The 21,418-nt window shown below is 68.5% G+C and carries 22 protein-coding genes and 1 tRNA gene; 12 read left to right on the top strand and 11 right to left on the bottom strand.

Going from position 1 to position 21,418, the window contains the following annotated elements; all coding sequences use genetic code 11:
* Positions 1 to 17: 17 nt before the first annotated feature.
* Positions 18 to 1,088, top strand: coding sequence for a DUF5685 family protein (locus AC1HFH_RS03070; protein ID WP_480247675.1), 1,071 nt, complete (start codon positions 18 to 20; stop codon positions 1,086 to 1,088).
* Positions 1,089 to 1,104: 16 nt separating this feature from the next.
* Here AC1HFH_RS03070 and AC1HFH_RS03065 read toward each other — a convergent pair whose 3' ends face one another.
* Positions 1,105 to 1,653 (bottom strand): YdcF family protein, encoded by a 549-nt coding sequence (locus AC1HFH_RS03065; protein ID WP_480245915.1) that lies wholly within the window; start codon positions 1,651 to 1,653, stop codon positions 1,105 to 1,107.
* Positions 1,654 to 1,735: 82 nt separating this feature from the next.
* Here AC1HFH_RS03065 and AC1HFH_RS03060 point away from each other — a divergent pair, with 82 nt between their 5' ends.
* Positions 1,736 to 3,058, top strand: a complete 1,323-nt coding sequence (locus AC1HFH_RS03060; RefSeq protein WP_480245914.1) for a UDP-glucose dehydrogenase family protein — start codon at positions 1,736 to 1,738, stop codon at positions 3,056 to 3,058.
* A 65-nt stretch (positions 3,059 to 3,123) separates the two neighbouring features.
* Positions 3,124 to 4,464 carry a DUF7159 family protein gene (locus AC1HFH_RS03055; protein ID WP_480245913.1) on the top strand — a complete coding sequence of 447 codons (1,341 nt, stop codon included), beginning with the start codon at positions 3,124 to 3,126 and terminating at the stop codon, positions 4,462 to 4,464.
* 1 nt (position 4,465) lies between these two features.
* On the opposite strand, the gene AC1HFH_RS03050 is transcribed toward AC1HFH_RS03055, so the two are convergent.
* The 3 genes from AC1HFH_RS03050 to AC1HFH_RS03040 all read right to left on the bottom strand — a co-directional run bounded on the left by AC1HFH_RS03050 (position 4,466) and on the right by AC1HFH_RS03040 (position 8,949).
* Positions 4,466 to 5,752: a YibE/F family protein gene (locus tag AC1HFH_RS03050; protein ID WP_480245912.1), complete on the bottom strand. Its 1,287-nt coding sequence runs from the start codon at positions 5,750 to 5,752 to the stop codon at positions 4,466 to 4,468.
* A 406-nt stretch (positions 5,753 to 6,158) separates the two neighbouring features.
* Entirely contained in the window at positions 6,159 to 7,415 is a 1,257-nt protein-coding gene (locus AC1HFH_RS03045; RefSeq protein WP_480245911.1) for a pyridoxal phosphate-dependent aminotransferase, read from the bottom strand.
* Between the two features lie 235 nt (positions 7,416 to 7,650).
* Complete coding sequence (locus AC1HFH_RS03040; protein WP_480245910.1) at positions 7,651 to 8,949, bottom strand: helix-turn-helix domain-containing protein; 1,299 nt, start codon at positions 8,947 to 8,949, stop codon at positions 7,651 to 7,653.
* A gap of 279 nt (positions 8,950 to 9,228) precedes the next feature.
* On the opposite strand from AC1HFH_RS03040, the gene AC1HFH_RS03035 reads away from it, so the two are divergent.
* Positions 9,229 to 9,657: a hypothetical protein gene (locus tag AC1HFH_RS03035; RefSeq protein ID WP_480245909.1), complete on the top strand. Its 429-nt coding sequence runs from the start codon at positions 9,229 to 9,231 to the stop codon at positions 9,655 to 9,657.
* Positions 9,658 to 9,746: 89 nt separating this feature from the next.
* Here the strand turns inward: AC1HFH_RS03035 and AC1HFH_RS03030 are convergent, their stop codons facing one another.
* Positions 9,747 to 10,340, bottom strand: a complete 594-nt coding sequence (locus AC1HFH_RS03030) for a TIGR03086 family metal-binding protein (protein WP_480245908.1) — start codon at positions 10,338 to 10,340, stop codon at positions 9,747 to 9,749.
* Positions 10,341 to 10,504: 164 nt separating this feature from the next.
* On the opposite strand from AC1HFH_RS03030, the gene AC1HFH_RS03025 reads away from it, so the two are divergent.
* The gene (locus tag AC1HFH_RS03025) at positions 10,505 to 11,266 is read left to right on the top strand and encodes an AraC family transcriptional regulator (protein WP_480245907.1); all 762 of its coding nucleotides are present in this window, start codon (positions 10,505 to 10,507) and stop codon (positions 11,264 to 11,266) included.
* 107 nt (positions 11,267 to 11,373) lie between these two features.
* On the opposite strand, the gene dcd is transcribed toward AC1HFH_RS03025, so the two are convergent.
* Entirely contained in the window at positions 11,374 to 11,985 is a 612-nt protein-coding gene (gene dcd, locus AC1HFH_RS03020) for a dCTP deaminase (RefSeq protein ID WP_480245906.1), read from the bottom strand.
* A gap of 124 nt (positions 11,986 to 12,109) precedes the next feature.
* Between dcd and AC1HFH_RS03015 the strand changes: the two genes are divergently transcribed.
* A tRNA-Gly gene (locus AC1HFH_RS03015) sits at positions 12,110 to 12,180 on the top strand.
* A 121-nt stretch (positions 12,181 to 12,301) separates the two neighbouring features.
* Positions 12,302 to 12,679: a hypothetical protein gene (locus tag AC1HFH_RS03010; protein ID WP_480245905.1), complete on the top strand. Its 378-nt coding sequence runs from the start codon at positions 12,302 to 12,304 to the stop codon at positions 12,677 to 12,679.
* A gap of 33 nt (positions 12,680 to 12,712) precedes the next feature.
* Here the strand turns inward: AC1HFH_RS03010 and AC1HFH_RS03005 are convergent, their stop codons facing one another.
* A complete protein-coding gene (locus tag AC1HFH_RS03005; protein ID WP_480245904.1) occupies positions 12,713 to 13,501 on the bottom strand; it encodes a hypothetical protein in 789 nt (262 codons plus the stop codon).
* A gap of 96 nt (positions 13,502 to 13,597) precedes the next feature.
* Here AC1HFH_RS03005 and AC1HFH_RS03000 point away from each other — a divergent pair, with 96 nt between their 5' ends.
* Complete coding sequence (locus tag AC1HFH_RS03000; protein ID WP_480245903.1) at positions 13,598 to 13,891, top strand: DUF1905 domain-containing protein; 294 nt, start codon at positions 13,598 to 13,600, stop codon at positions 13,889 to 13,891.
* A 1-nt stretch (position 13,892) separates the two neighbouring features.
* Here AC1HFH_RS03000 and AC1HFH_RS02995 read toward each other — a convergent pair whose 3' ends face one another.
* Both AC1HFH_RS02995 and AC1HFH_RS02990 read right to left on the bottom strand, forming a co-directional pair.
* Entirely contained in the window at positions 13,893 to 14,213 is a 321-nt protein-coding gene (locus tag AC1HFH_RS02995) for a hypothetical protein (protein WP_480245902.1), read from the bottom strand.
* Between the two features lie 73 nt (positions 14,214 to 14,286).
* Entirely contained in the window at positions 14,287 to 15,054 is a 768-nt protein-coding gene (locus AC1HFH_RS02990) for a crotonase/enoyl-CoA hydratase family protein (RefSeq protein WP_480245901.1), read from the bottom strand.
* A 249-nt stretch (positions 15,055 to 15,303) separates the two neighbouring features.
* On the opposite strand from AC1HFH_RS02990, the gene AC1HFH_RS02985 reads away from it, so the two are divergent.
* Both AC1HFH_RS02985 and AC1HFH_RS02980 read left to right on the top strand, forming a co-directional pair.
* A complete protein-coding gene (locus tag AC1HFH_RS02985; protein WP_480245900.1) occupies positions 15,304 to 16,419 on the top strand; it encodes a DUF4185 domain-containing protein in 1,116 nt (371 codons plus the stop codon).
* A gap of 26 nt (positions 16,420 to 16,445) precedes the next feature.
* Positions 16,446 to 17,120: a class I SAM-dependent methyltransferase gene (locus AC1HFH_RS02980; protein WP_480245899.1), complete on the top strand. Its 675-nt coding sequence runs from the start codon at positions 16,446 to 16,448 to the stop codon at positions 17,118 to 17,120.
* A 77-nt stretch (positions 17,121 to 17,197) separates the two neighbouring features.
* Here AC1HFH_RS02980 and AC1HFH_RS02975 read toward each other — a convergent pair whose 3' ends face one another.
* Positions 17,198 to 17,794 carry an alpha/beta hydrolase family protein gene (locus AC1HFH_RS02975; protein WP_480245898.1) on the bottom strand — a complete coding sequence of 199 codons (597 nt, stop codon included), beginning with the start codon at positions 17,792 to 17,794 and terminating at the stop codon, positions 17,198 to 17,200.
* 249 nt (positions 17,795 to 18,043) lie between these two features.
* Between AC1HFH_RS02975 and AC1HFH_RS02970 the strand changes: the two genes are divergently transcribed.
* Positions 18,044 to 19,876 carry an acyl-CoA dehydrogenase gene (locus AC1HFH_RS02970; protein WP_480245897.1) on the top strand — a complete coding sequence of 611 codons (1,833 nt, stop codon included), beginning with the start codon at positions 18,044 to 18,046 and terminating at the stop codon, positions 19,874 to 19,876.
* Positions 19,877 to 20,053: 177 nt separating this feature from the next.
* Positions 20,054 to 20,776, top strand: coding sequence for a helix-turn-helix domain-containing protein (locus tag AC1HFH_RS02965; RefSeq protein WP_480245896.1), 723 nt, complete (start codon positions 20,054 to 20,056; stop codon positions 20,774 to 20,776).
* A gap of 151 nt (positions 20,777 to 20,927) precedes the next feature.
* Here the strand turns inward: AC1HFH_RS02965 and AC1HFH_RS02960 are convergent, their stop codons facing one another.
* On the bottom strand, positions 20,928 to 21,317 hold the full coding sequence (locus tag AC1HFH_RS02960) for a hypothetical protein (protein WP_480245895.1): 390 nt from the start codon (positions 21,315 to 21,317) through the stop codon (positions 20,928 to 20,930).
* Positions 21,318 to 21,418: the final 101 nt, after the last annotated feature.

Raw genomic sequence — 21,418 nt, 5'->3', positions numbered from 1 at the left:
GTGGGGAGTTGTTCGGAATGCTCCGGCCGTGTCCGCACGGCGCACAGCGGCATGGGATCGATCCGGGATTGTGGCAGGCACAGCTGTGCGGGTTGTGTCTCGGCCTGCGTGACCGGCACGGCCAGTCGGCCCGGATCGCCACGAATACCGATGCGGTGGTACTCGGGGTGCTGACCGATGTGCAGGCCGGGACGACCACAGCCGATCGCCGAGCCGGTCCGTGCGCCCTGCGCGGCTTCCGGCGCGCCCGGGTGGCCGGCGCCGATTCGCCGGGTGTCGCGCTGGCCACGACCGCTTCCCTGCTGCTCGGTTCCGCGCAGCTGCGGGATCATCTGGCCGACCGGGAAACTCCGGTAGCCACCCGGCGAACGATGCGGCGGCTCGCCGACCGCTGGGAGTCCGAGGGCCGGGATCGCGCACTCGCGGTCGGTCTCGACCCCGATCCGCTACTGGCCGCCGTCGCCCGGCAGCCCGAGCTGGAACAGCGCGCCGCACGGCCCGGTTCGACCGTGCAGCTGAGCGAGCTCACTGCTGCTGCGAGCCGATGCGCGGGTGAACTCTTCGCACACAGCGCGATATCGGCGGGCCGGCCGCAGAACGCAGATCCATTGCGTGATATCGGTTCCCGGCTGGGAACCATTGCGCACCTGGCCGATGCCGTCGAGGATTACCGATCCGACCGGGCCCGTGGACGTTTCAACCCGCTACCCGCCACCGGTACCGACCTCGAACGGGCCCGCGCCCTGATCGCGGCGAACACCGTGCAGATCGGCCGGGTGGCCGACGAATCCGGTCTGGCGGCGACACCCGCCGTGCGCTGGGCACTGCTCGATCCGCTGCGGGTGCTGAACCGACGGTTGACCGGCGGACCGGATCTCTCGAAACCACCTGTTCGTCCTCGTCCCTGGCAGTCCGTCGGCTGGACCGCGCGGTACTACTGCACCGGCGCCGCCTGCTGCGTGGAGCATACGAATCCGTGCTCGGGCAAGCGTAAGGAGTCCTGGTCCAAACGGGGCTGCTGGGATGTCTGCGACTGCAGCTGCAACTGCTGCGACTGCGCGGACAAGTGCTGCTGCTGCGATTGCTGACCGATCGGACGGACGCTCAGCAACCGAGCACCGCGGCCTTCACGAACCCCGCGGACTGGTAGCCGTAGTTCCATGCCCACCGGTACGGCGACAGCGGCGGCGAGTGATCTACGAACAGCAGCTCACCATCCCAGCAGCTGCCCAGGATGTACCGTGACCGTGCAACGTGCGGGGTGAAGGTGACCACGATGATGCGCTGCCAGCCCGCCGCGCGGGCCATCCGCGCCATCGCCTGCCCTTCGCCCCGGGTGGTGCGGGGCTGCGGATCGAAACAGATCACCTCGAACGAGTAGCCGCCGTGACAGATCCGGTTCACCATCGGGCTGTACTCGTACGGGTCGGAGATCAGTACCCGCGGTGCGTAACCGTCGCGGGCCAGCTGCAAGCCGAGTTCTTCACGGCCGTCGTGGGCGCCGCCGAGTACCAGGATCGCGTCGGCGGGGCGGGGCGCGTCGGTACGAGGGTAGCTGTACACCGGCAGCAGCGCGAGGATCAGCAGGGCAGTTACCACGAGCGCGGCGAACACCGCCCGCCGCCACCGTCGCCGGACCGTCCCTGCACCCATGTCGCCACCTGTACACCTGCTGTTGCGCGTGCCCTTGCTTCATCGACGCGGCGTCGCCACGCCCGCGGATTACCAATCGATCATGCGATGCACAGTCTTCGGAACCGGGTATCTGGGGGCAACCCACGCGGCGTGTATGGCCGAACTCGGGCACGAGGTGCTCGGCGTGGATGTCGACCCGGGCAAGGTCGCCAAGTTGTCCGATGGTGTGGTGCCGTTCTACGAGCCGGGTCTCGAAGAGGTACTGCAGCGAAATCTCGCGGCCGGACGGCTGCGCTTCACCACCGACTACGAGGCCGCGGCGGCGCATGCCGACCTGCATTTCCTCGGCGTCGGCACCCCGCAGAAAAAGGGCGAGTACGCCGCCGACCTGAAGTACGTGCACGCCGTGGTGGACACCCTCGCCCCGCTGCTCGACCGGCCGGCCGTCCTGGTCGGCAAATCGACCGTCCCGGTGGGGACGGCGGCGGAACTGGGTGAACGGGCACGCGCCCGCGCCTCGGTGCCGGTGGAGGTGGCCTGGAACCCCGAGTTCCTGCGGGAAGGGTTCGCGGTGCGCGACACCCTCCGCCCCGATCGGCTGGTACTCGGTGTGGATACCCGGCGCGCGGCGGCCGACTGGGTCGAGGCACAGATCCGCGAGGTGTACGCCGATCTGCTCGCCGCCGAGATACCGTTCCTGTCCACCGATCTGGCGACGGCCGAACTGGTGAAGGTATCGGCGAACGCATTTCTGGCGACGAAGATCTCGTTCATCAATGCGGTATCCGAGGTGTGCGAGGCCACCGGTGCGGATGTCACCGTCCTGGCCGATGCGCTCGGCTACGACGCCCGGATCGGCCGCCGGTTCCTGAATGCCGGGCTGGGTTTCGGCGGTGGCTGCCTGCCCAAGGACATCCGTGCGTTCATGGCCCGGGCCGGGGAGCTGGGTGCCGGGCATGCGGTCGCGTTCCTGCGCGAAGTGGACAACATCAATATGCGCCGGCGCGCCAAGGTCGTGGATATGGCCGCCCGGGCCTGCGGCGGATCGCTGCTGGGGGCCAACGTGGCTGTGCTCGGGGCGGCGTTCAAACCCGAATCCGACGACGTCCGTGACTCTCCGGCTCTGAATGTGGCGGGCATGATCCAGCTGAACGGCGCCGCGGTCACCGTCTACGACCCCAAAGCGGTGGAGAACTCCCGGCGAGTGTTCCCGACCCTCAACTACGCCACCTCGGTGACCGAGGCCTGCGACCGCGCCGATGTGGTGGTGGTGCTGACCGAGTGGCAGGAATTCACCGAACTGCACCCACGGGATCTGGACCCGGTGGTGCATTCCCGGTCGATCATCGACGGCCGCAATTGCCTCGACCGCAGCACCTGGCGCGACGCCGGATGGGTGTACGCCGGACTCGGCACCCCGTAGAGTAACGAATCGACAACGGGTGACAAATCCGAACGTCGTGCGGTACGAGTCGAGATGGGCAGCTGATGAGTTCGGTACTGGGAGTTTCGGTGGGGGCCGGCGCGGTGCGGCTGGCGCGACCGGCGGCTTCGGGCGCCAACGGTGAGGTCCCAGCCCACGCGTTCGAGGTGCAGACCGTCCCGATGCCGGAGCATCGGGTGGTGGAGTCCGCCGCCGAGGCGATCGCCGTTGCGGTGGCGTCGGCACCGGAAACCGCGGCCACCGCGATCACCTTCCGGAACGAGCCACAGGCTCGTGCGATCCGGGCGGCGATGGCCCGCCAGCAGCTCACCAACTATCAACTGGTACCGGAGGCCGTCGCCGCCCTGCAATTCGCCCACGCCACCAGCGATCTGAGTGAAGTCTCCGCCATCGCGGTATACGACCTGGGTAGTTCCGGACTGACCGTGAGCGTGATCAACGCCCGCACCGGCGATGTTCGGCACAGCGAACGCATCGACGAGGTGAGCGGCGACTATCTGGATACGCTGATCCGGGAACAGCAGATCGCTTCCGGCCGCATCGCGCACCCGGCGGATCCGGCCAGCCTGACCGCCCTGGACTCGCTGTGCCGTTCGGCCAAGGAGCAACTGTCGGAGACAACCGCGGTCGCCTTGCCCAGTGAGCAGGGTCTGGTGCTGCTCACCCAGGAGAATTTCGAATCACTGATGATGCTGGCCGTCGAATCGTCGGCCCGGATGACCCGGGACGCCATCGTCCGCTCGCAGCACCCGGTGCAGGCGGTGCTGGTGATCGGCGGCGGCGCCCGGATCCCGCTGATCGCCCGGGTGCTGGAGCGCACCATCGGCGTTCCCGCGATGGTGCCGCCCGACCCGGAGACGGTGCTGGCCCGGGGCGCCGCGCTGCTGGCCCGGCCGGTGCGGCAGCAACCGGCACCGGCGCCTGCCCCGGTGCTCGACGACGAGGACAACACCCCGGCCTGGCTGACTGCGCCGGCCCGGCGCAGTCGTAAACCGCTGGCCGCCCTGTCCGATCGCGGTTCACACAGCCGACGGGAGCTGAACGCGGCGGTGCTGACGGTGTCGGCGCTGGTGGTGGTGGCCGCAATCGGCCTGGGCCTGGGGTATGGCCCGCAGGTACTCGAACGCGGCGCCCAGTCCCCGGACGATTCCGCGACGGTCCCCAGCACCTCCACACCACAGTCGAATTCGCTGAGCCCGTACGTCTCCGTGCCACCGACGACCACGACGCCCGAACCGATCCACGAAACCGCGGCGCCGCCGACCCAGGCGCCGGCGGCGCCGACGGCCGAGGACCCGGCGCCACCGCCCCCGCCCGGCCCGAACACCATCACCGTCGTCCCCGGGCTGCCGCCGATCGTGCTGCCGACGCTGCCCGGGCTGTAATTCAGGCAGGCACTTTCGCGTGCCGGGGCCGCCGCTGCGGTGTCGTCGGCCGGGAACCACCGAACGGGCGCGCCAGCAGGACGGCAATGCCGGTGGTGAGCGGAACGGACAGGGCCAGCGCGATACCGCCGACGGCGGAACGGGCGATCTCCACCGCCACCGCGTCACCGACCAGCACATCCCCGATCGCCCGCCCGGACACGCTGAACAGCAGCAGCAGCGGCAGTGCGCCACCGGCGTAGGCCAGCACCAGGGTGTAGACCGTGGAGGCGATATGGTCCCGGCCCACTCGCATGGTGGCCGCGAAGATCTCCCGTCGGCTCGCTCCCTCGTCCAGTGCGGCGAGTTCGAACGCGGCCGATGCCTGGGTGATGGTGACATCGTTGAGCACACCGAGTGAGCCGATGATGAACCCGGCCAGCAGCAGTCCGGTGATACTGACGTGGTCGAGGTAGACCGCGACATTATTGGTCTGGTCCTCGGACAGGCCGGTCAGATGGGTGCTGCCCAGCGCGACCCAGGAGAGTACGGCGGCCACCAGCATCGAGGTGAGAGTGCCGAGCAGGGCGGAACTGGTCCGCAGGTTCACGCCGTGCGCCAGATAGAGCACCGCATAGAGAATCAGCGCACCGGAGATCAGCGCCACCGGGATGGGTGGCTTACCGTCCAGCAGCGCCGGGAGCAGGAACACCACGACCACGGCGAAGGCGAATCCGAGGCCGATCAGCGCCCGCAGACCACGCCACCGCGCCACCACGACGATCACCAGCACGAACGCCACGACCAGCAGCGTCAGCGGCAGGCCGCGGGAATAGTCCTCGAAGGAATAGAGCGTGACGCCCGGGACGGTGGGGTCGGCCTGGCGGCCGACCCGGATCTCGTCACCGGCCTGCAACTCCGGCTGGCCGGGTCCCGGTGCGATTTCGAACAGTGTGAAGGAGCCGGCATCGGGGCCGGACTCGATCTCGATGATATTGCGCTGACAGGTGTAGGTGGCGACGCCCGGTGGCTGCGGCTGACCGGTGAAGACCTTGCCCTGCGAGGGACTACCGCAGGTCCCCATGTCCTGCCGGACCACCGTGCCCGCCTCGGTCTGGACGGCACCACCGGTCGCGTTCTGCAGCGGCAGCGGGATCGCGACCGAACGCGAGTCCGGCCAGAGCATGAAGGTGGCAACGACCACCAGGACCCCGATCCCGGTGAGGAGCCCGACGACGACCCGGGCAGCCGTCGCCCCGATCGCAATCGGCCCGGAGTGGTCATGATGGTGATGGTGGTGATCGCTCACGGACAGAGCCTAAGGGATATCGTTTTCAACAGGATGCCCCCATCCGAGATGTACGCCACGCACCAACTGATCTCGCAAGAACATGGGCAACTCACCGGGAACGGGCGATGATGACCTCGCCCACCGCAGTCGCCGACGCGCCACAAGAACCATCGAAAGTCTGGCCAGAATAAGCGGAGAGGCGGGGCAGGCGGCGGAGAGCAGGGGGATGTCTCCGCCGCCCGCAGGGCCGGCGCCCAGGGGGGATAGGCGCTCTGACCCCTAAGGCCTGCGGTTGTCCAGGGGGGGTAGACAACCGGGCCGGGCACCCGAGGTGCCGCAACCTACTGTACACAAACGATCCAGTTTTGCGCCAGCAAGTCACTAAATTTCGTAGATTTCCGTACTAGGGGTCTGTTTTGCCAGTTCACTGCCGATAGCCGGCCAGGAAGTTGCCGAACCGCTCGATCGCCACGGCCAGATCCCGCGCCCACGGCAAGGTCACGATCCGCAGATGGTCGGTCGCCGGCCAGTTGAACCCGGTGCCCTGCACCATCAGGATCTTCTCCTGGAGCAGCAGGTCGAGCACCAGTTTGGCGTCGTCGCGGATCTCGTGCACCTCCGGATCCAGCCGTGGGAACGCATACAGTGCGCCCTTGGGCTTCACACACGAGACGCCCGGGATCATGTTCAGCCGTTCCCAGGCGACATCACGCTGTTCCAGCAAACGCCCGCCGGGCAGGATCAGGTCCTCGATGCTCTGATGCCCGCCGAGCGCCACCTGGATCGCATGCTGGGCCGGGACATTCGGGCACAACCGGGACGAGGCCAGCAGGTCGATACCCTCCAGGAATCCGGAGGCATGCTCCTTCGGCCCGGTGATGGCGAGCCAGCCGGACCGGTAACCGGCCACCCGGTACGCCTTGGACAGGCCGTTGAAGGTCAGGCACAGCAGGTCCGGCGCCAGCGAGGCGAGGCAGGTGTGCTTGGCGTCGTCGTAGAGGATCTTGTCGTAGATCTCGTCGGCCAGCAGCAGCAGCCGATGTTTGCGCGCCAGATCGACCAGCTGCTGCAGCACCTCGGCGGAGTACACGGCGCCGGTCGGGTTGTTCGGGTTGATGACCAGCAGCGCCTTGGTCCGGTCGGTGATCTTCGATTCGATATCGGCGACGTCGGGCTGCCAGCCGTTGGCCTCGTCACACAGATAGTGCACCGGGGTGCCGCCGGCCAGGCTGGTCATGGCCGTCCAGAGCGGATAATCCGGGGCCGGGATCAGCACTTCGTCGCCGTTGTCGAGCAACGCCTGCATGGTGATGGTGATCAGCTCGGAGACGCCGTTACCCAGATACACATCGTCGACATCCAGCTCCGGGAAGCCCGGCACCAGCTCGTAGTGCGTCACGATGGCACGCCGGGCCGACAGGATGCCCTTCGACTCCGAGTACCCCTGCGCATACGGCAGCGCGGCGATGATGTCGCGCATGATCACATCCGGCGCGTCGAAACCGAAGGGCGCCGGATTGCCGATGTTGAGCTTGAGGATCCGATGCCCCTCGGCTTCCAGCCGGGCGGCATGCGCATGCACCGGCCCACGGATCTCGTAGACCACATTCTGCAGCTTGCTGGACTGCTCCAGCGTGCGCGGCGGGAGGTACGGGTGCTGACTCGGGCTCACCCGGTCCATGGTGCCACTCCCGGCAACCCGCGAGCAGCCCCGCCTCGGTTCGAGCGCCACCACCTCGGGCCATCGGGATCGGACTCTGCCGGATGCACCCGCTGCCGAGGCCTATCCCGAGACCAGCAGTCTCCGCCGCTACCGCCCCATCGGCATCGGTCGGTGCCCGATGCACCCGACTCCGCAGGCCTGCCACGAAACCGACCGGCGCCGATGTGTCCGGTCCGCCGGAGACCGGCGGTGCTCAGCTGCCGCCCGGTAGCGCGACTGCGGCCGAAGCACCGCAGAACTCCTCGATCCGCTCGTCCAGCTCCCGGGCCGCGGCGGCCTCCCGGAACGCGGGCGCGGCGATCCGGCGGCGCAACCCGGCCAGCCGGTCCCGTAACTGGGCGATTCGCTTCTCCTCCGCGAGACCGAGGACGGGATTGAGCACTTCGGTCGCGCCGTCCAGGCTGCCGCTGAGCAGATGCGCTGCCGCATTGTCCACCCTGGCCAGGGCTTCGGCACCGTAGGACCGGTGTTTGGCCGGGCCGTTCGAGTACAGCTCGATCGCGCGCTCGGTCGCGGAGATCGCCGGTGCGGCCCGGCCCAGATGGATATACGTCGCACCGGCGTAGTACTGGGCCTTCGGCTCGTTGAAGCCGAACACACCGCCCATCTCGTCGTGCAGTTCGTCGCGCGGCCCACTGCCCCGGGCCGCTTCGGCCGCACGCACGCACCGATCGGTATCGGCCTCGTTACCCAGCTGGGACCACGCCCTGGCCTCGATGTTCAGCAACCGCACCCGCGCCGTCGCCGATTCGGCGAATTCCTGCCCGCTGCGCGCCAGCCGGACCGCGGCGTGCAACCGGTCGGCCCGCAGTTCGATCAGGGCGTGCATCCCCTTGGTCCATGCCCGCAGGCCGTTGTGGCCGCACAGCTCGGCATACGCCCAGGCGGCGCGGACCTGCTCGCCCGCCGCATCCAGATGGCCGAGATCGGTGCTGGCGTTGGCCAGCAACCCGGACAGGGTGCCCGCGAGCAGGTACAGCTGCGACGTGTCGACCGGCTTCTGATGGCCGTCCAGCAACCGGTACACCCGTCTGCGCACCCGCAGCATCTCCACCACCATCGGCACCGGAGCCTGGTGCACATAGTCACCGGCGATCCGCCGGACATCGGCATCGAGCTGGGCGAGTGCGCTCGCGCCGACATTGGTGCTCTCGGCGCGGGCGGCGTGCTCGCTGGCCTCGTGGGCAGCTGCCATGATCAGATCCCTCTCCGAAATCGCTGCCAGCGCATCGCCTCTCATCGCACCGGCGTCGATGAGCGCCAGCAGTTCGGCATCGCCGGCGTAGGCACTCGGCCGCGACTCGCCGGCCGGCGTGCGCTGGGCCAGCAAGGCGGCGAACCGGGCCCGCACCACCTCGTCCGACCTGGCCAGAGACGTATCCAGGGCGGCCTGGTTCACCGGGCGCGGCCGCACCCGCTCCCCACCGGCCTCCCACTTGGACACCAACCGCTCGTGTACGCCCAGGTGGGCCGCGAATTCGCGGATACTCATCCGCTTGGCATCACGGAGCGCGCGGGCCTGCCTCCCCGTCCATTCCCCGACCACGGCGCCTCCCCGACTCGAACGTACAACTCCCCCCAGGGTACGAGCGGATAGTGAGGCGGGCCACATTTCCTCGGACCCGGCCGGGATGAACTCCGGCGCGCCGCAACTTCATACGGCGTGTCGAGGTGTCGGCGCGCCGGGGCCTCGGCTTTGGGCAGTGCAAAGGCAGTGATGGGACCGGCTCGGGCCGTTCCCGATCCACACCGCGGGCGGGACCCTGGAGATGTGGAGGCCAGGACCGTCGACGACTGGGTCGACTGCTATCGGCGCGACTACGGACTACCGGTCCGGGAGCGCGGCGGGTTCGTCATGTTGCCCGTCAGCGGGCAGGTGTGCGTGGTACACCTGCCGCCCGGGCGTGCCGAGGAGATCCGTACCGCCATGGAGCGCTGCGGAACCACCGCACCGATGCTCGCCCGGCACATCCGCTGGAGTGTGCTCGCCGCGCCGGACAGCACACCGGGCAGTCAGGTACTCGGTCGGCTCGAGCAGCTCGGGATCGACATCCCGGGCATCGGCAGTGCTGTCATGTTGCCCACCGGCCTGGGCCGGTGGACGCGCGAGGGCTGCCACTGGGTGAACCCGCCGGCGGGCGCGTTGCCCCCGCTGTCGGCGGTGCTCACCGCGGCACTGGCCGCGGGCAGTCGCAGCTGACGGCCGCCCGACGATCGGCGGCCCGGACCCGATCCCGGGCCGCGCACCGGCACCTGCCGCAACGGGGATGTTCGGCAGGGCCGGTGTTCTCACCGGCCGGCCGGAGCGGTCCAGTCCGGATCGCGTCCGGTCACGCCGAGGAGACGGTCCAGAACCGGGGCGTCCGCGGCGACCGCTACCTCCGGCCCGTAGACCCCCATCTCCCGGCCCTGCGCCGCGGTATGCGCCGCCTCGGCGTAGGCGTAGGTGAGCAGATCGACGTCCCAGACCGGCCGGGCGCCGATGGCACGGGCCAGATCCCAGCCGTGCACGATCAACTCACCGACCACCATGCCGCCGACCATCGCCGCCGGCAGTTCGGCATTGCCACCCATCCGGGTGGTACCGGCCCAGGCCGTGGGCTGCGACCAGGCGGCCACCAGCTCGTCGAGCCCGCTCTCCACTGCGGCCGCCCAGTCCCCGGTGGTGAGGTCGATCTCGGTGTCGTTCGCGGCCGGGGGCGGGACCAGTTCCTTCCGTCCGGCCGCCGCCAGCGAAGGAGCCCAGAACAGCAAGTGGTTGATCAGCTGCCGCACATCGAACTCGGCACAGGGCGTCGGGCCGGTGAGCCGGTCCGGCGAGAGATCGCGGATGAGCTTCGGTATCGGCGCGGCGGCGCGCGCCATGCGTTCGGTTTCGAGCATGTCTCCAGCAAACAGCCCCACCGCACGGATGTCTTGAACAAACGCGACACCGGCGGCCGTGATCTCGACATGAGCGGCACTCGATTCGGCACCGCTGCCCGAAACGAGCCCGGTCCGCCGAATCCGCTGCGGGAGCGATGGTGGCGCGGAACTAGAATCGCCGTGTGGAGCGCGACGTGCGGGAACTCGGCGGCGCATGGCGGAAACATCAGCAGCACACCTTCACGGAACCGTCGGCCGCGCTGGCCCCCTATGTCGCCAGATACTGGTCGGTCACCTGGGACTATCCGGAACCGTACCGGCAGCTCCTGATGCCGCTGCCGAACGTCCATCTCACCGCCCGGGACGGCGCCGTCCGCGTCCAGGGTCCGGTCGATTCGCACCGCTTCCAGCTGTTGAGCGGCGTCGGCTCGGTGGTCGGCGTGGCCTTCCGGCCGGGGATGTTCCGGCCGTTCGCCGGGACACCGCTGCACCGGCTGCGCAACCGGAGCCTGGATGCGGCCGAGGTGTTCAGCGAGAGTCCGCCGCCTCGGGCCGCGGTGCCGGATTTCGAGCGGTTCCTCATCGCCCGGCTACCCGGCCCCGACCCGCGGGCCGAGCTGGCCTGCCGGATCGCCACCACCATCGCCGACGACCCGGCCCTGACCAGGGTCACCGAGGTCGCGGACCGCTTCGGGCTGCGGATCAGGCAACTGCAGCGCCTCTTCGCCGAGTACGTCGGCCTCGGGCCGAAGTGGGTGATCCGCCGGTACCGCCTGCACGAGATCACCGAACGACTGGCCGACGATCCCGCCCCGGACTGGGCTGCGGTGGCGGCCGATCTCGGCTACTCCGACCAAGCCCACCTGTCCCGGGACTTCCACAAGATGTTCGGCGAATCCCCCACCCGCTACGCCGACCGCTACGACCAGCGCCCGGCTGATTGAAGCCACCGGCGGACCGAGTGTGCAGATCCCGCCCGATCAGTGCATCCGGACGCACGGACGTGCATCGCCGGCGCCGCGCGGCCGCACCGCTGGATGCACTGCCGCGATCAGTTCACCTCGTCGGGGGGCTCGGGATTTCGGCCCGGGACGGTCGGCAGTGGGAAGTTCAAATAGGCACGAGAAGGCGTCGGGCCGCGCTGACCTTGGTACTTGGAACCGGCCGCCGCACTGCCGTACGGATGTTCGGCCGGGCTGCTCAGCCGGAACAGGCACAGCTGGCCGATCTTCATCCCCGGCCACAGGGTGATCGGCAGGTTCGCCACATTGGACAGCTCCAGCGTGATGTGCCCGCTGAACCCCGGATCGATGAACCCCGCCGTCGAATGCGTCAGCAGCCCCAGCCGCCCCAGACTGGATTTGCCCTCCAGCCGCCCGGCCAGATCGTCGGGCAGGCTGCACAATTCCAGGGTGGAGCCCAGCACGAACTCACCCGGATGCAGCACGAACGGCTCCCCGGGCGGCGGCTCGACCAGGCTGGTCAACTCGTCCTGTCGCTGCGCCGGGTCGATATGGGTGTAGCGGGAGTTGTCGAACACCCGGAACAAGCCGTCCAGCCGCACGTCGATACTCGACGGCTGAACCATGGTTTCGACCAGCGGCTCGACCCCCAGACGCCCAGCGGCGACCTCCGCACGGATGTCACGATCGGAAAGCAGCACGCCGGAGAGCGTAACGCCTACCCGTTCCCCCAGCTCGGCCACCGCCACTCCCCCTCGCACCGTGCCCGGAAGTTGACCGGCACAGTCCCCGGTCTGATAGAGTCGCGTTCGCGCGAAAGCGCAGGCCGATGTAGTTCAATGGTAGAACTTCTGCTTCCCAAGCAGACAGCGCGGGTTCGATTCCCGTCATCGGCTCGCACAGAACGAGTAGGCCTCGACCGGCTGATGGACAGGTCGAGGCCTGTTCGTTTTTTCGGCCACTTCCCGAGGCTTCGGGCTGCGCATCCGGTTCGCTGTACACCAGGGAGGGAGCATCATGTCGGAAGTTCCGATCGAGGTGCGGGTAGCGCATCTGGAGGCCATCGTCGCCGATCACACGATGAAGCTCGCGGAGAGCACGAGCCATCTGTGTGCGCTGGACGAACATTTCAAGCAGGTCTATCGGCGGATGGACCGGGTAGACAGTGACATAGCCGACCTCAAGTCGGATGTCACCGACCTGAAGATGGACGTCACCGGCCTCAAAGCCGACGTCACCGAACTCAAGATGGACGTCACCGGCCTCAAGACCGACGTCACCGAACTGAAGACCGGCCTGGCCGATCTCCGTGCCGACGTCGACAACAAGCATTCGACGGTCATGACCTCACTCGAGGCGATCATGACCAAGGTGAGCGAACTCGCCGCTCGCTAGCCGGCACGCAAGCCGGCGGCGGGCGTCTCCAGGTCAGCCGACGGCCCGGCTCACGTCCGGGCCGTCGGTGTCGGCCGAACCGTGCAGCAGTGGCTGGTCGTGGCCGTCGGCCCAGAGCCGGTCGGCGCGGCGGAAGACGGATCGCAGATAGGCGGCATACTGGCCGGCCCAGGAGCGGGCGGCGCGGTCGTATTCGACGGCGGTTGCGCGGGTGACCTGCCGGGACCGTCCGTCGGTGGCTTGGGCGAGGCGGTCGAGCCGCCGGAAGTTGGCCTGCAGGCCGGCGGGGGTGCCGGGCCACAGCACCGGCGTGGATCCGATGGCGGGGTCCCAATAGGCCTGCAGCACATAGCCGGTGACGGCGGAGCTCTCGACCTGCAGGATGGGGCCGGGGTATCGGTCGATCTTCTTCGGGTCCGGTTCGTACGCCGCGAAATGCTGCAGGTCGGCGATGGCCGCGTCGACGCGCCGACGGTCCGCCGCGGACAGGTGCAGTGCGGCGACGACCGCCGGATCGTGCGGGACGTAGAACCACGATGCGGCGTCGCTGTCGCCCGACGCGGCGTCCACACCCGGGTCGGCGGCCACCGGGGTCGCGTCCGGCTCGTCGCCGACCCGCAGACCGGCAGCTTCGACGGCGGTCGCGGTTTCGATGGCGCGGGCCTCGAGTTCCGCCGAGATTCCGGCCGCCTCGAATTTCGCCGTCTCGAGTCGCCCGATCAAGTCGACGATGGACTGCCGGAGCCAGTGCGCCACCCCGATCCCGAGGATCGGCCACTTCAGGGCATTCACGTACTCCAGGACCAGTTCGGGCGCACTCACGCCACGATGCTAGCCCGGGCGGAGTGAAAGACGCTCCCGCACAATTACATCCGCGAACTCGAAAACCTGTCGGACCAGGCAGCTAGCCTCGGCACCATGGCTCCCTACCGGTTCACCGCAGCGGTCTGGCTGCATTCCGGCGGTTCCTGGTACTTCCTGTCGGTGCCGGAGGAGATCGCGGACGATATCGAACAGCAGTACGGCCACCGGGTCGGCGGATTCGGCTCGGTCCCGGTCCGGGTGCGGATCGGTGATACGGACTGGTCCACCTCGGTCTTCCCGGACAAACACCGGGGTACCTACATATTGCCGGTGAAGAAGGCGGTGCGCCGCGCCGAGTCGATCGACGACGGCGACACCGTCGCGGTGGAGTTGTCGGTCGCGATATGAATCAGCCGGTCGTCACGCAGTCGGTGGCGATGCGGGATTGGGCGGCGACCGCCTTGTCGATGTCCTCGGGGCTGAACAGCTCACTGGGGTCGCCCACGTCGGTACCGTCGGCGATCACCCGCAGGCCGTCGTCCGAAATTCCCGATTCCAGGAATACCGTCGCGGCACAATCGGCCAGTTCCGGGCTGGATTCGAGGCCGTCCTGACGCAGCGCCGCGGACAGTTCCTCATGCGTGACCGGGGCCGCGGCCTCGTCGTCACCACCACATGCAGACAGCACCGGCAGCGCCACCAGCGCTGCGGCGACCAGACAGATTCGCACTATGGTCCTCTCGATCTCACGGCCGGGTCCGGCCGCAGCGATCATGCCGCACAATCCCGCCGGAGACCACCGTTCACCGCCCGGTCCAGTGTGGCGCCCGCTTCTCCGCGAATGCCAGCGCCCCCTCGGCGGCATCCCGGGAGGTCAACGCGGGCAAGGCGATCTCCCCCTGTTTCGCGAACGCCTCGGCCCGCGACCATTCGGGTGACTCGTCGATGATCCGCTTGCTCGCGGCGACGGCGAGCGGCGCGGCCGATACGATCTCGGCGGCCAGCTCCAGCGCAACGGTCAGGGCCGTTCCCGGTTCCACGACCCGGTTGACCATTCCCAGCTGATGGAGCCGCTCGGCCGAGATCCGGCCACCGGTGAGCGCCAGCTCGGCCGCGATCGGCCGTGGGAGCCGCTGGGTGAGCCGGAGCACGCCACCGCCGGCGGCGACCAGGCCGCGCCGCACCTCCGGGATGCCGAACCGGGCGTCGGCGGCAGCGACGATCAGGTCGCCGGACAGCGCCAGTTCGAATCCGCCCGCCAGCGCGAACCCTTCCACTGCGGAGATCATCGGTTTCACCGGCGGCTCGGCCGCGATCCCGAGCGGACCGCGCCGCCGGGTCACCGGCAGTTCCCCGCGGCTCGCGGCCACCAGGTCCATTCCGGCGCTGAAGGTGCCACCGGCTCCGGTGAGCACCAGCACCCGGGCGGCGTCGTCGGCTTCGAAGGCGTCCACCGCGGCCTCGATGCCCTGGGCCGTCGCCAGGTCGATGGCATTGCGCTGGGCCGGGCGATTCACCGTGAGCACGGTGATCCCGTCGGCACGCCGATCGATCAGGATGGTGTCGGTCATCGCTGTAGTTCCTCTCCGTGCACGCACGCTGCGGTCACCGTGGTTCACACCGATCTTTCCGCGCGGTGACCTGTGCCGCAGACCAACCCGGCAGATCGGCCCCGGGCAGGACCGATTCGGTTACCGACAACTCACAAATTGAAGTGCCGCATTTCACATCGATAGCCTGTTAGCATCGCTGCGATTCACCAGTAGCCGGTTTGTGACCTGCAACATCGTCGTGGGTGCGATCCGGCCCGACGTGGAGGCATGCACCAGGTGAGAAGGACCGGATCGATCGCGCTGTCGGCGGTACTCGGGGCAGCGACGCTGCTGCTGACCGCACCCGCACCCGTCGAGGCCAACCCGAATGCGATCAACCCGATCCCGGTGCTGAACGGCACCCACGGGCTGCCTCAATTGCACGGACGCACCCGGGCGGTTTTCCAGGTCACCGGCATGGCCAGCCCGAACAACACGCAGAACTACAACGTGCTGGGCACCGACCTGGGGATCATGTGGGACAACGGGCGCGGCGAGATGCTGACCGCGTTCGGCGACACCGCCGGCCTCGGCCTGCCGAACCTGCTGGCCGGCAGCACCTGGGCCTGGCGTTCGAACATCCTGGTCCGCAGCCATACCAAGGACCCGTCCGGCGGCATCTTCTTCGACAGCGTGGTGCGCGACTTCTTCGGCCAGGCGCGCGATCTCATCCCGAGCCCGAAGATCCCGTTCGTAGAGATCAGCCGGATCCCGACGGCCGGGATCGAGGTGAACGGCGTCCAGTACATGAGCCTGATGTCGGTCAAGACCTGGGATGCTCCCGGCGCCTGGACCACCAATTTCTCCGGCCTCGCCGCGTCCTCCGACAACGGCGAGACCTGGGCCGACCTAGGCCACACCCGCCGGCCCAACGAGGGCGGCCATCGCAAGTTCCAGATGAACGCCTTCGTGAAGAGCGGCGGCTTCGTCTACGAGTACGGCACCCCGTCGGGCCGCAATCACGAGGCGTTCATCGCGCGGGTGCCGGCGGCCGAGATCGAGAACCTGGGTGCCTACGAGTACTGGGACGGCGGCGGCTGGAAGCGTGGCGATGTGGATGCCGCGGCGCCGATCATGGCCGGTGTCGGCGAACTGTCGGTGCAGTGGAACGATCACCTGGGGCAGTTCATCTCGCTGACCACTGATCCGTTCGATTCGGTCGTCATGCGCCGGGCACCTTCCCCGGAGGGCCCGTGGAGCGCACCCGAGGTGCTCATCGACACCCGGGAGCTGCCCACCGCGTACGCACCGTCGATCTTCCCGTATCAGACCGGCCGGGACCTGTATTTCCTCACCACCGTGCACTCGCAGTACAACGTGGTGCTGATGAAGACCACGCTCTGACACGGTCGGGTCATAGACTCGACGGTATGGACGCCGCCGAATGGGATGCGCGGTATGCGCGCAGCGAATTGATCTGGGGCGCACCGCCGAACAGCACGGTGGTGGAGCATGTCTACGGCCTGGATCGCAGTATCGCGCTGTGCCCGGACGAGCCGGGCGGCGAGGTGCCCGAGCTGCCGCGGGCGCTCGACCTGGCCTGCGGTGAGGGGCGGCACGCCATGTGGCTGGCCACGCACGGCTGGCAGGTGCATGCCGTCGATTTCTCCCAGGTGGGTATCGACAAGGGCCGGACGGCGGCGGCCCGGCTGTCCCGTTCCGTTCGCTCCCGGATCGACTGGCGGTGCGCCGATATCACCGACCTCGACGCCGCCGGGCGGTACGAACTGATCCTGCTGGTCTTCGTGCATCTGCCCGCCGACCGGCGGCGCACGTTGCTGCGGCAGCTGGCGGGGATGCTCTCCCCGGGCGGCATGCTGCTGATCCTCGGCCACGACCGCACCAACCTGACCGAGGGCTACGGTGGGCCACAGGACCCGGAGATCTTGTTCACCCCCGACGAGCTGGGGGCGGATCTGGCCGGCACCGGGCTGACCATCCGGGCCGCCGAGCGGGTATTGCGCCCCACCGAAGGGCCGGACGCGATCGACGCACTGCTGGTCGCGAAGCGGCCGGATGCCGTGACGCCACCTGAACGCCGGTGAGTTGCCGATTTCGCCCACTTTCAGGCGAAAGACGCATATCTGCCCGAATCCGAGGAAAAGTGGTCGAAATCGGCAACTCAACCATTCCAGCGAGCGAACCAGGGTGCGACCGCCGCCCCGATCTCCTCGAACCCCTTGCGGAAGGCATGCGCCTGCCCCTCGATCACCCGCACCTCGGCCGCGTCGGCAGCCTCGGGCACCCCGAACGGGTCGCGAGCACCGTTGATCACCACCGCCGGGATATCTCCGGTCGCGAGCAGCTCGTCACGGCGGCTGCGTTCCGGCTTTCCGGGTGGATGGAGCGGAAACGACAGCGCGATCACGCCGCGCGCTTCGGCTGCGACCGCGGTTCGACACGCGACCCGGGCGCCGTTGCTGCGGCCCCCTTGAACAAGCGGTAACCCTGGATAGCGGTCACGCAGGGCCGTAACGATCTCCAGCCACGCCTCGTCCTGTTTCACCGCCGAGCCTGGCGCCCGGCGTCCGGCAACCCGGTAGGGCTGCAGCACCCGAGCCACCACACCACCGGCCTCGACGGCGGAATCCCGCACCACCAGTAGATCTTCTGCCTCGACACCACCGCCCGCACCGTGGGTGAGCAGCAGCAGAAACCTGGGGGTTCCGGCCTCGTCGAGCTCCACCTCCGCAGGACCGGCTGTCGTCTCGATGCGCATACCTCACCGTAGCTCCGGGTTCGCCGAGAGACCGGCCGGTCCACCGGGTGCGCGCGTCACCGGCGGGTGTTCATCGCGTCACATTGCCGGCGACCCTCTTTGCCGAGGGCGCTACCCACCGGTAATATGTTCGGTAAGTTACCCGCGAGTAGCATGCGGAAAACCGGTAGGGCTACCCGGTGAACGTCAGGACGGGCGGGAACGACAGCGATCGACCGCACCAGACTCAACGGAGAGTGAGTACTAGAAATGGGCCACTACAAGAGCAACGTTCGCGACCTCGAGTTCAACCTGTTCGAGGTACTCGGCATCGACAAGCTCCTGGACAACGGCACCTTCGGTGACCTGGACACCGACACCGTCAAGGAGATGCTGTCCGAGGTCCGCCGCCTGGCCGAGGGCCCGCTGGCCGACTCCTTCGAAGAGGGCGACCGCAACCCGCCGGTCTTCGACCCGGAGAACCACACCGTCACCCTGCCGGAGGCCTTCAAGAAGTCCTACAAGGCCCTGGAAGAGGGCGAGTGGGCCAAGGTCGGTGTCGTCGAGGAGCTCGGCGGCCTGAACGCCCCGTCCTCGGTGACCTGGGCCCTGAGCGAGATGGTGCTCGGCGCCAACCCGCCCATCCAGATGTACGCCGCCGGCGCCGGCTTCGCGCAGGTGTTCTACAACAACGGCACCGACGAGCAGAAGAAGTGGGCGGCCAAGATCGCCGACCGCAACTGGGGCGCCACCATGGTGCTGACCGAGCCGGATGCCGGCTCCGACGTCGGCGCCGGCCGCACCAAGGCCATCAAGCAGGAGGACGGCTCCTGGCACATCGAGGGCGTCAAGCGGTTCATCACCTCCGGTGACTCCGACGACCTGTTCGAGAACATCATGCACCTGGTGCTGGCCCGCCCGGAGGGCGCCGGCCCCGGCACCAAGGGCCTGTCGCTGTTCTACGTGCCGAAGTACCACTTCGACTTCGAGACCGAGACCCTGGGCGACCGCAACGGCGTGTTCGTGACCGGTGTCGAGCACAAGATGGGCATCAAGGTCTCCGCCACCTGTGAGGTCACCTTCGGTGGCCACGGCGTCCCCGCCAAGGGCTGGCTGGTCGGCGAGGTGCACAACGGCATCGCGCAGATGTTCGACGTCATCGAGAACGCGCGCATGATGGTCGGCACCAAGGCCATCGCCACCCTGTCGACCGGTTACCTGAACGCGCTGGAGTACGCCAAGACCCGCGTGCAGGGCGCCGACCTGACCCAGATGACCGACAAGACCGCGCCGCGCGTCACCATCACCCACCACCCGGATGTGCGTCGTTCGCTGATGATGCAGAAGGCCTACGCCGAGGGCCTGCGCGCCATCTACCTCTACACCGCCGCCCACCAGGACGAGGCCATCGCCGAAGCGGTGTCGGGCGCCGACAAGGACCTGGCGTTCCGGGTCAACGACCTGCTGCTGCCGATCGTCAAGGGCGTCGGCTCCGAGCGGGCCTACCAGTACCTGACCGATTCGCTGCAGACCTTCGGTGGCTCCGGCTTCCTGCAGGACTACCCGATCGAGCAGTACATCCGCGACGCCAAGATCGACTCGCTGTACGAGGGCACCACCGCCATCCAGGCGCAGGACTTCTTCTTCCGCAAGATCGCCCGCGACCGCGGCGTCGCCCTGGCCCATGTCGCCGGCCAGGTGCAGAAGTTCATCGAGTCCGAGTCCGGCAACGACGCCCTCAAGGGTGAGCGCAAGCTGCTCGCCACCGCCCTGGAGGACACCCAGGCCATCGCCGCCACCCTCACCGGGCACCTGATGGGCGCCCAGGAGCAGCCGACCGAGCTGTACAAGGTCGGCCTGGGTTCGGTGCGCTTCCTGCTCGGCGTCGGCGACCTGCTGATCGGCTGGCAGCTGCTGCAGCAGGCCGAGATCGCCCTCGGCAAGCTCGAGGCCGGCGCCGGATCGGACGAGGCGTTCTACAAGGGCAAGGTCGCCGTCGCGCAGTTCTTCGCCCGCAACGTGCTGCCCGAGCTGACCGCCACCCGAGGCATCCTGAGCAACATCGACAACGACATCATGGAGCTCGACGAAGCCGCGTTCTGATCCATCCGGATCGTGAGCATCACCCGAGGGCCCCGGAGTTTTCACTCCGGGGCCCTCGGCGGTGTCCGCACCACCGGCCCGGCGGAGATTATCCGCCGCAGCTGCGGCTGTTCCGGCCGGAACACCCTGTCCGGTGCGGTATCTTGCGAAAAACCACTTCGTCGGCGGGGGGTTGAGATGACAGCGGGGTGCTCGCCACTGAGTGTGTATCTGCGCGAGCGCCGCCAGGCCGCCGGACTGACCCGGCCGGAGCTCGCCGCCCGTACCCGGATCGCGCCGCTGCTGCTCTCCCAGCTGGAATCCGGGAGCCTGGCGCCCGATCACACGACTCTGGAACGGCTGTTCGACGCGCTCGACGTGCCGATCTGGTATCGCAAGCACATCCTGATCCTCACCGCACCCACAGCGGCCGATCGCGGGGCGCCGAAGGTGGAAGAACCGACCGCCGCCGACCGCGCCGATCTGCACAGCATGCTGCACCCGGCCTGCTTCCAGCGCTTCCCCACCCTGGACGTGGTCGCCACCAATCCCGCCTACGAGCGCACCTTCCCCGGTCTGACCGCAGGCGGCAACCTGCTCGAATGGATGTTCACCGAACCCGCCGCCAAGGTGGTCTTCGTTGACTGGACCACCGAGGCCCAGCTACTGGTGCACGCCTTCCGCATGCTGTCCCCGCTGGCCCCGGCCGAACGCATCGCCGAGATCACCGACGCCTGCCGCTGCTCCCCGGACTGGGACCACGCCTGGACCGCGGAAGTCCGTTCCGCCGACATCCCGCGCAGCCACCTGCTGCTGCGCGACCCGCACACCGAGACCGTCCGCCGGATGAACCTGCGGATCTACGATCCCGCCTTCCCGGACCGCCCCTGGTGGCTGTACCGGCTGATCCCCACCGAATGATCCACCGCTGAAACACGAAAAGACCCCGCACCGCGTGCACACGGTGCGGGGTCCTGCTCATTCAGCCGGTCGGCGATCCATCCCCCGAGGAGCGTCGACTATGCCGGTTCAGGCCTGATCAACTATGGGCGACGGCTGTCGGCGCAGAAGCTCAGGAGCCGGCGCCGGTGTCGGTGTCGTCCGGGTCGTCGCCCGGGGTCTCCGGGGTGGCCTCGGCCGAACCGCTGGCCAGCGCCGCCAGCAGGTCGGACGAACCCGTCGCGGCGTTCCCGCCGGTCTGGTCATCCTCTTCCTCGCTGGTGATCGGGGTGGCGTCGGGCTCCACATCCGGGTCACCGGTGCCCGGGTCGGCCTCGCTCGAACCGGTCGCCAGGGCCTCCAGGACGGCCGCCAGGGCATCGGCGGAACCGGTAGCGGTCTCGGCGGGCGGCGGGTTGGTGCCCGGATCGGTCGGGTCGTCCGCAGCTGCAACACCGGTGCTCAGCAGCGCAGCGCTCGCAGCGGCAACCAGCACGAACCCGAAGGAACGGAACTTCCTCATTGATGAATCCCCTTGGTAGGACGTTTCATTCGGTAACTCATTTACCGAACACGACTGTTTCTAACACATCCCCGAGACAATTCCGACACTGGCCGAAGCCG

The organism is Nocardia sp. KT25-26, from assembly GCF_056627695.1.
Note: the sequence above shows the minus strand (reverse complement) of the source record. Positions and strands in the feature narration are given on the sequence as shown.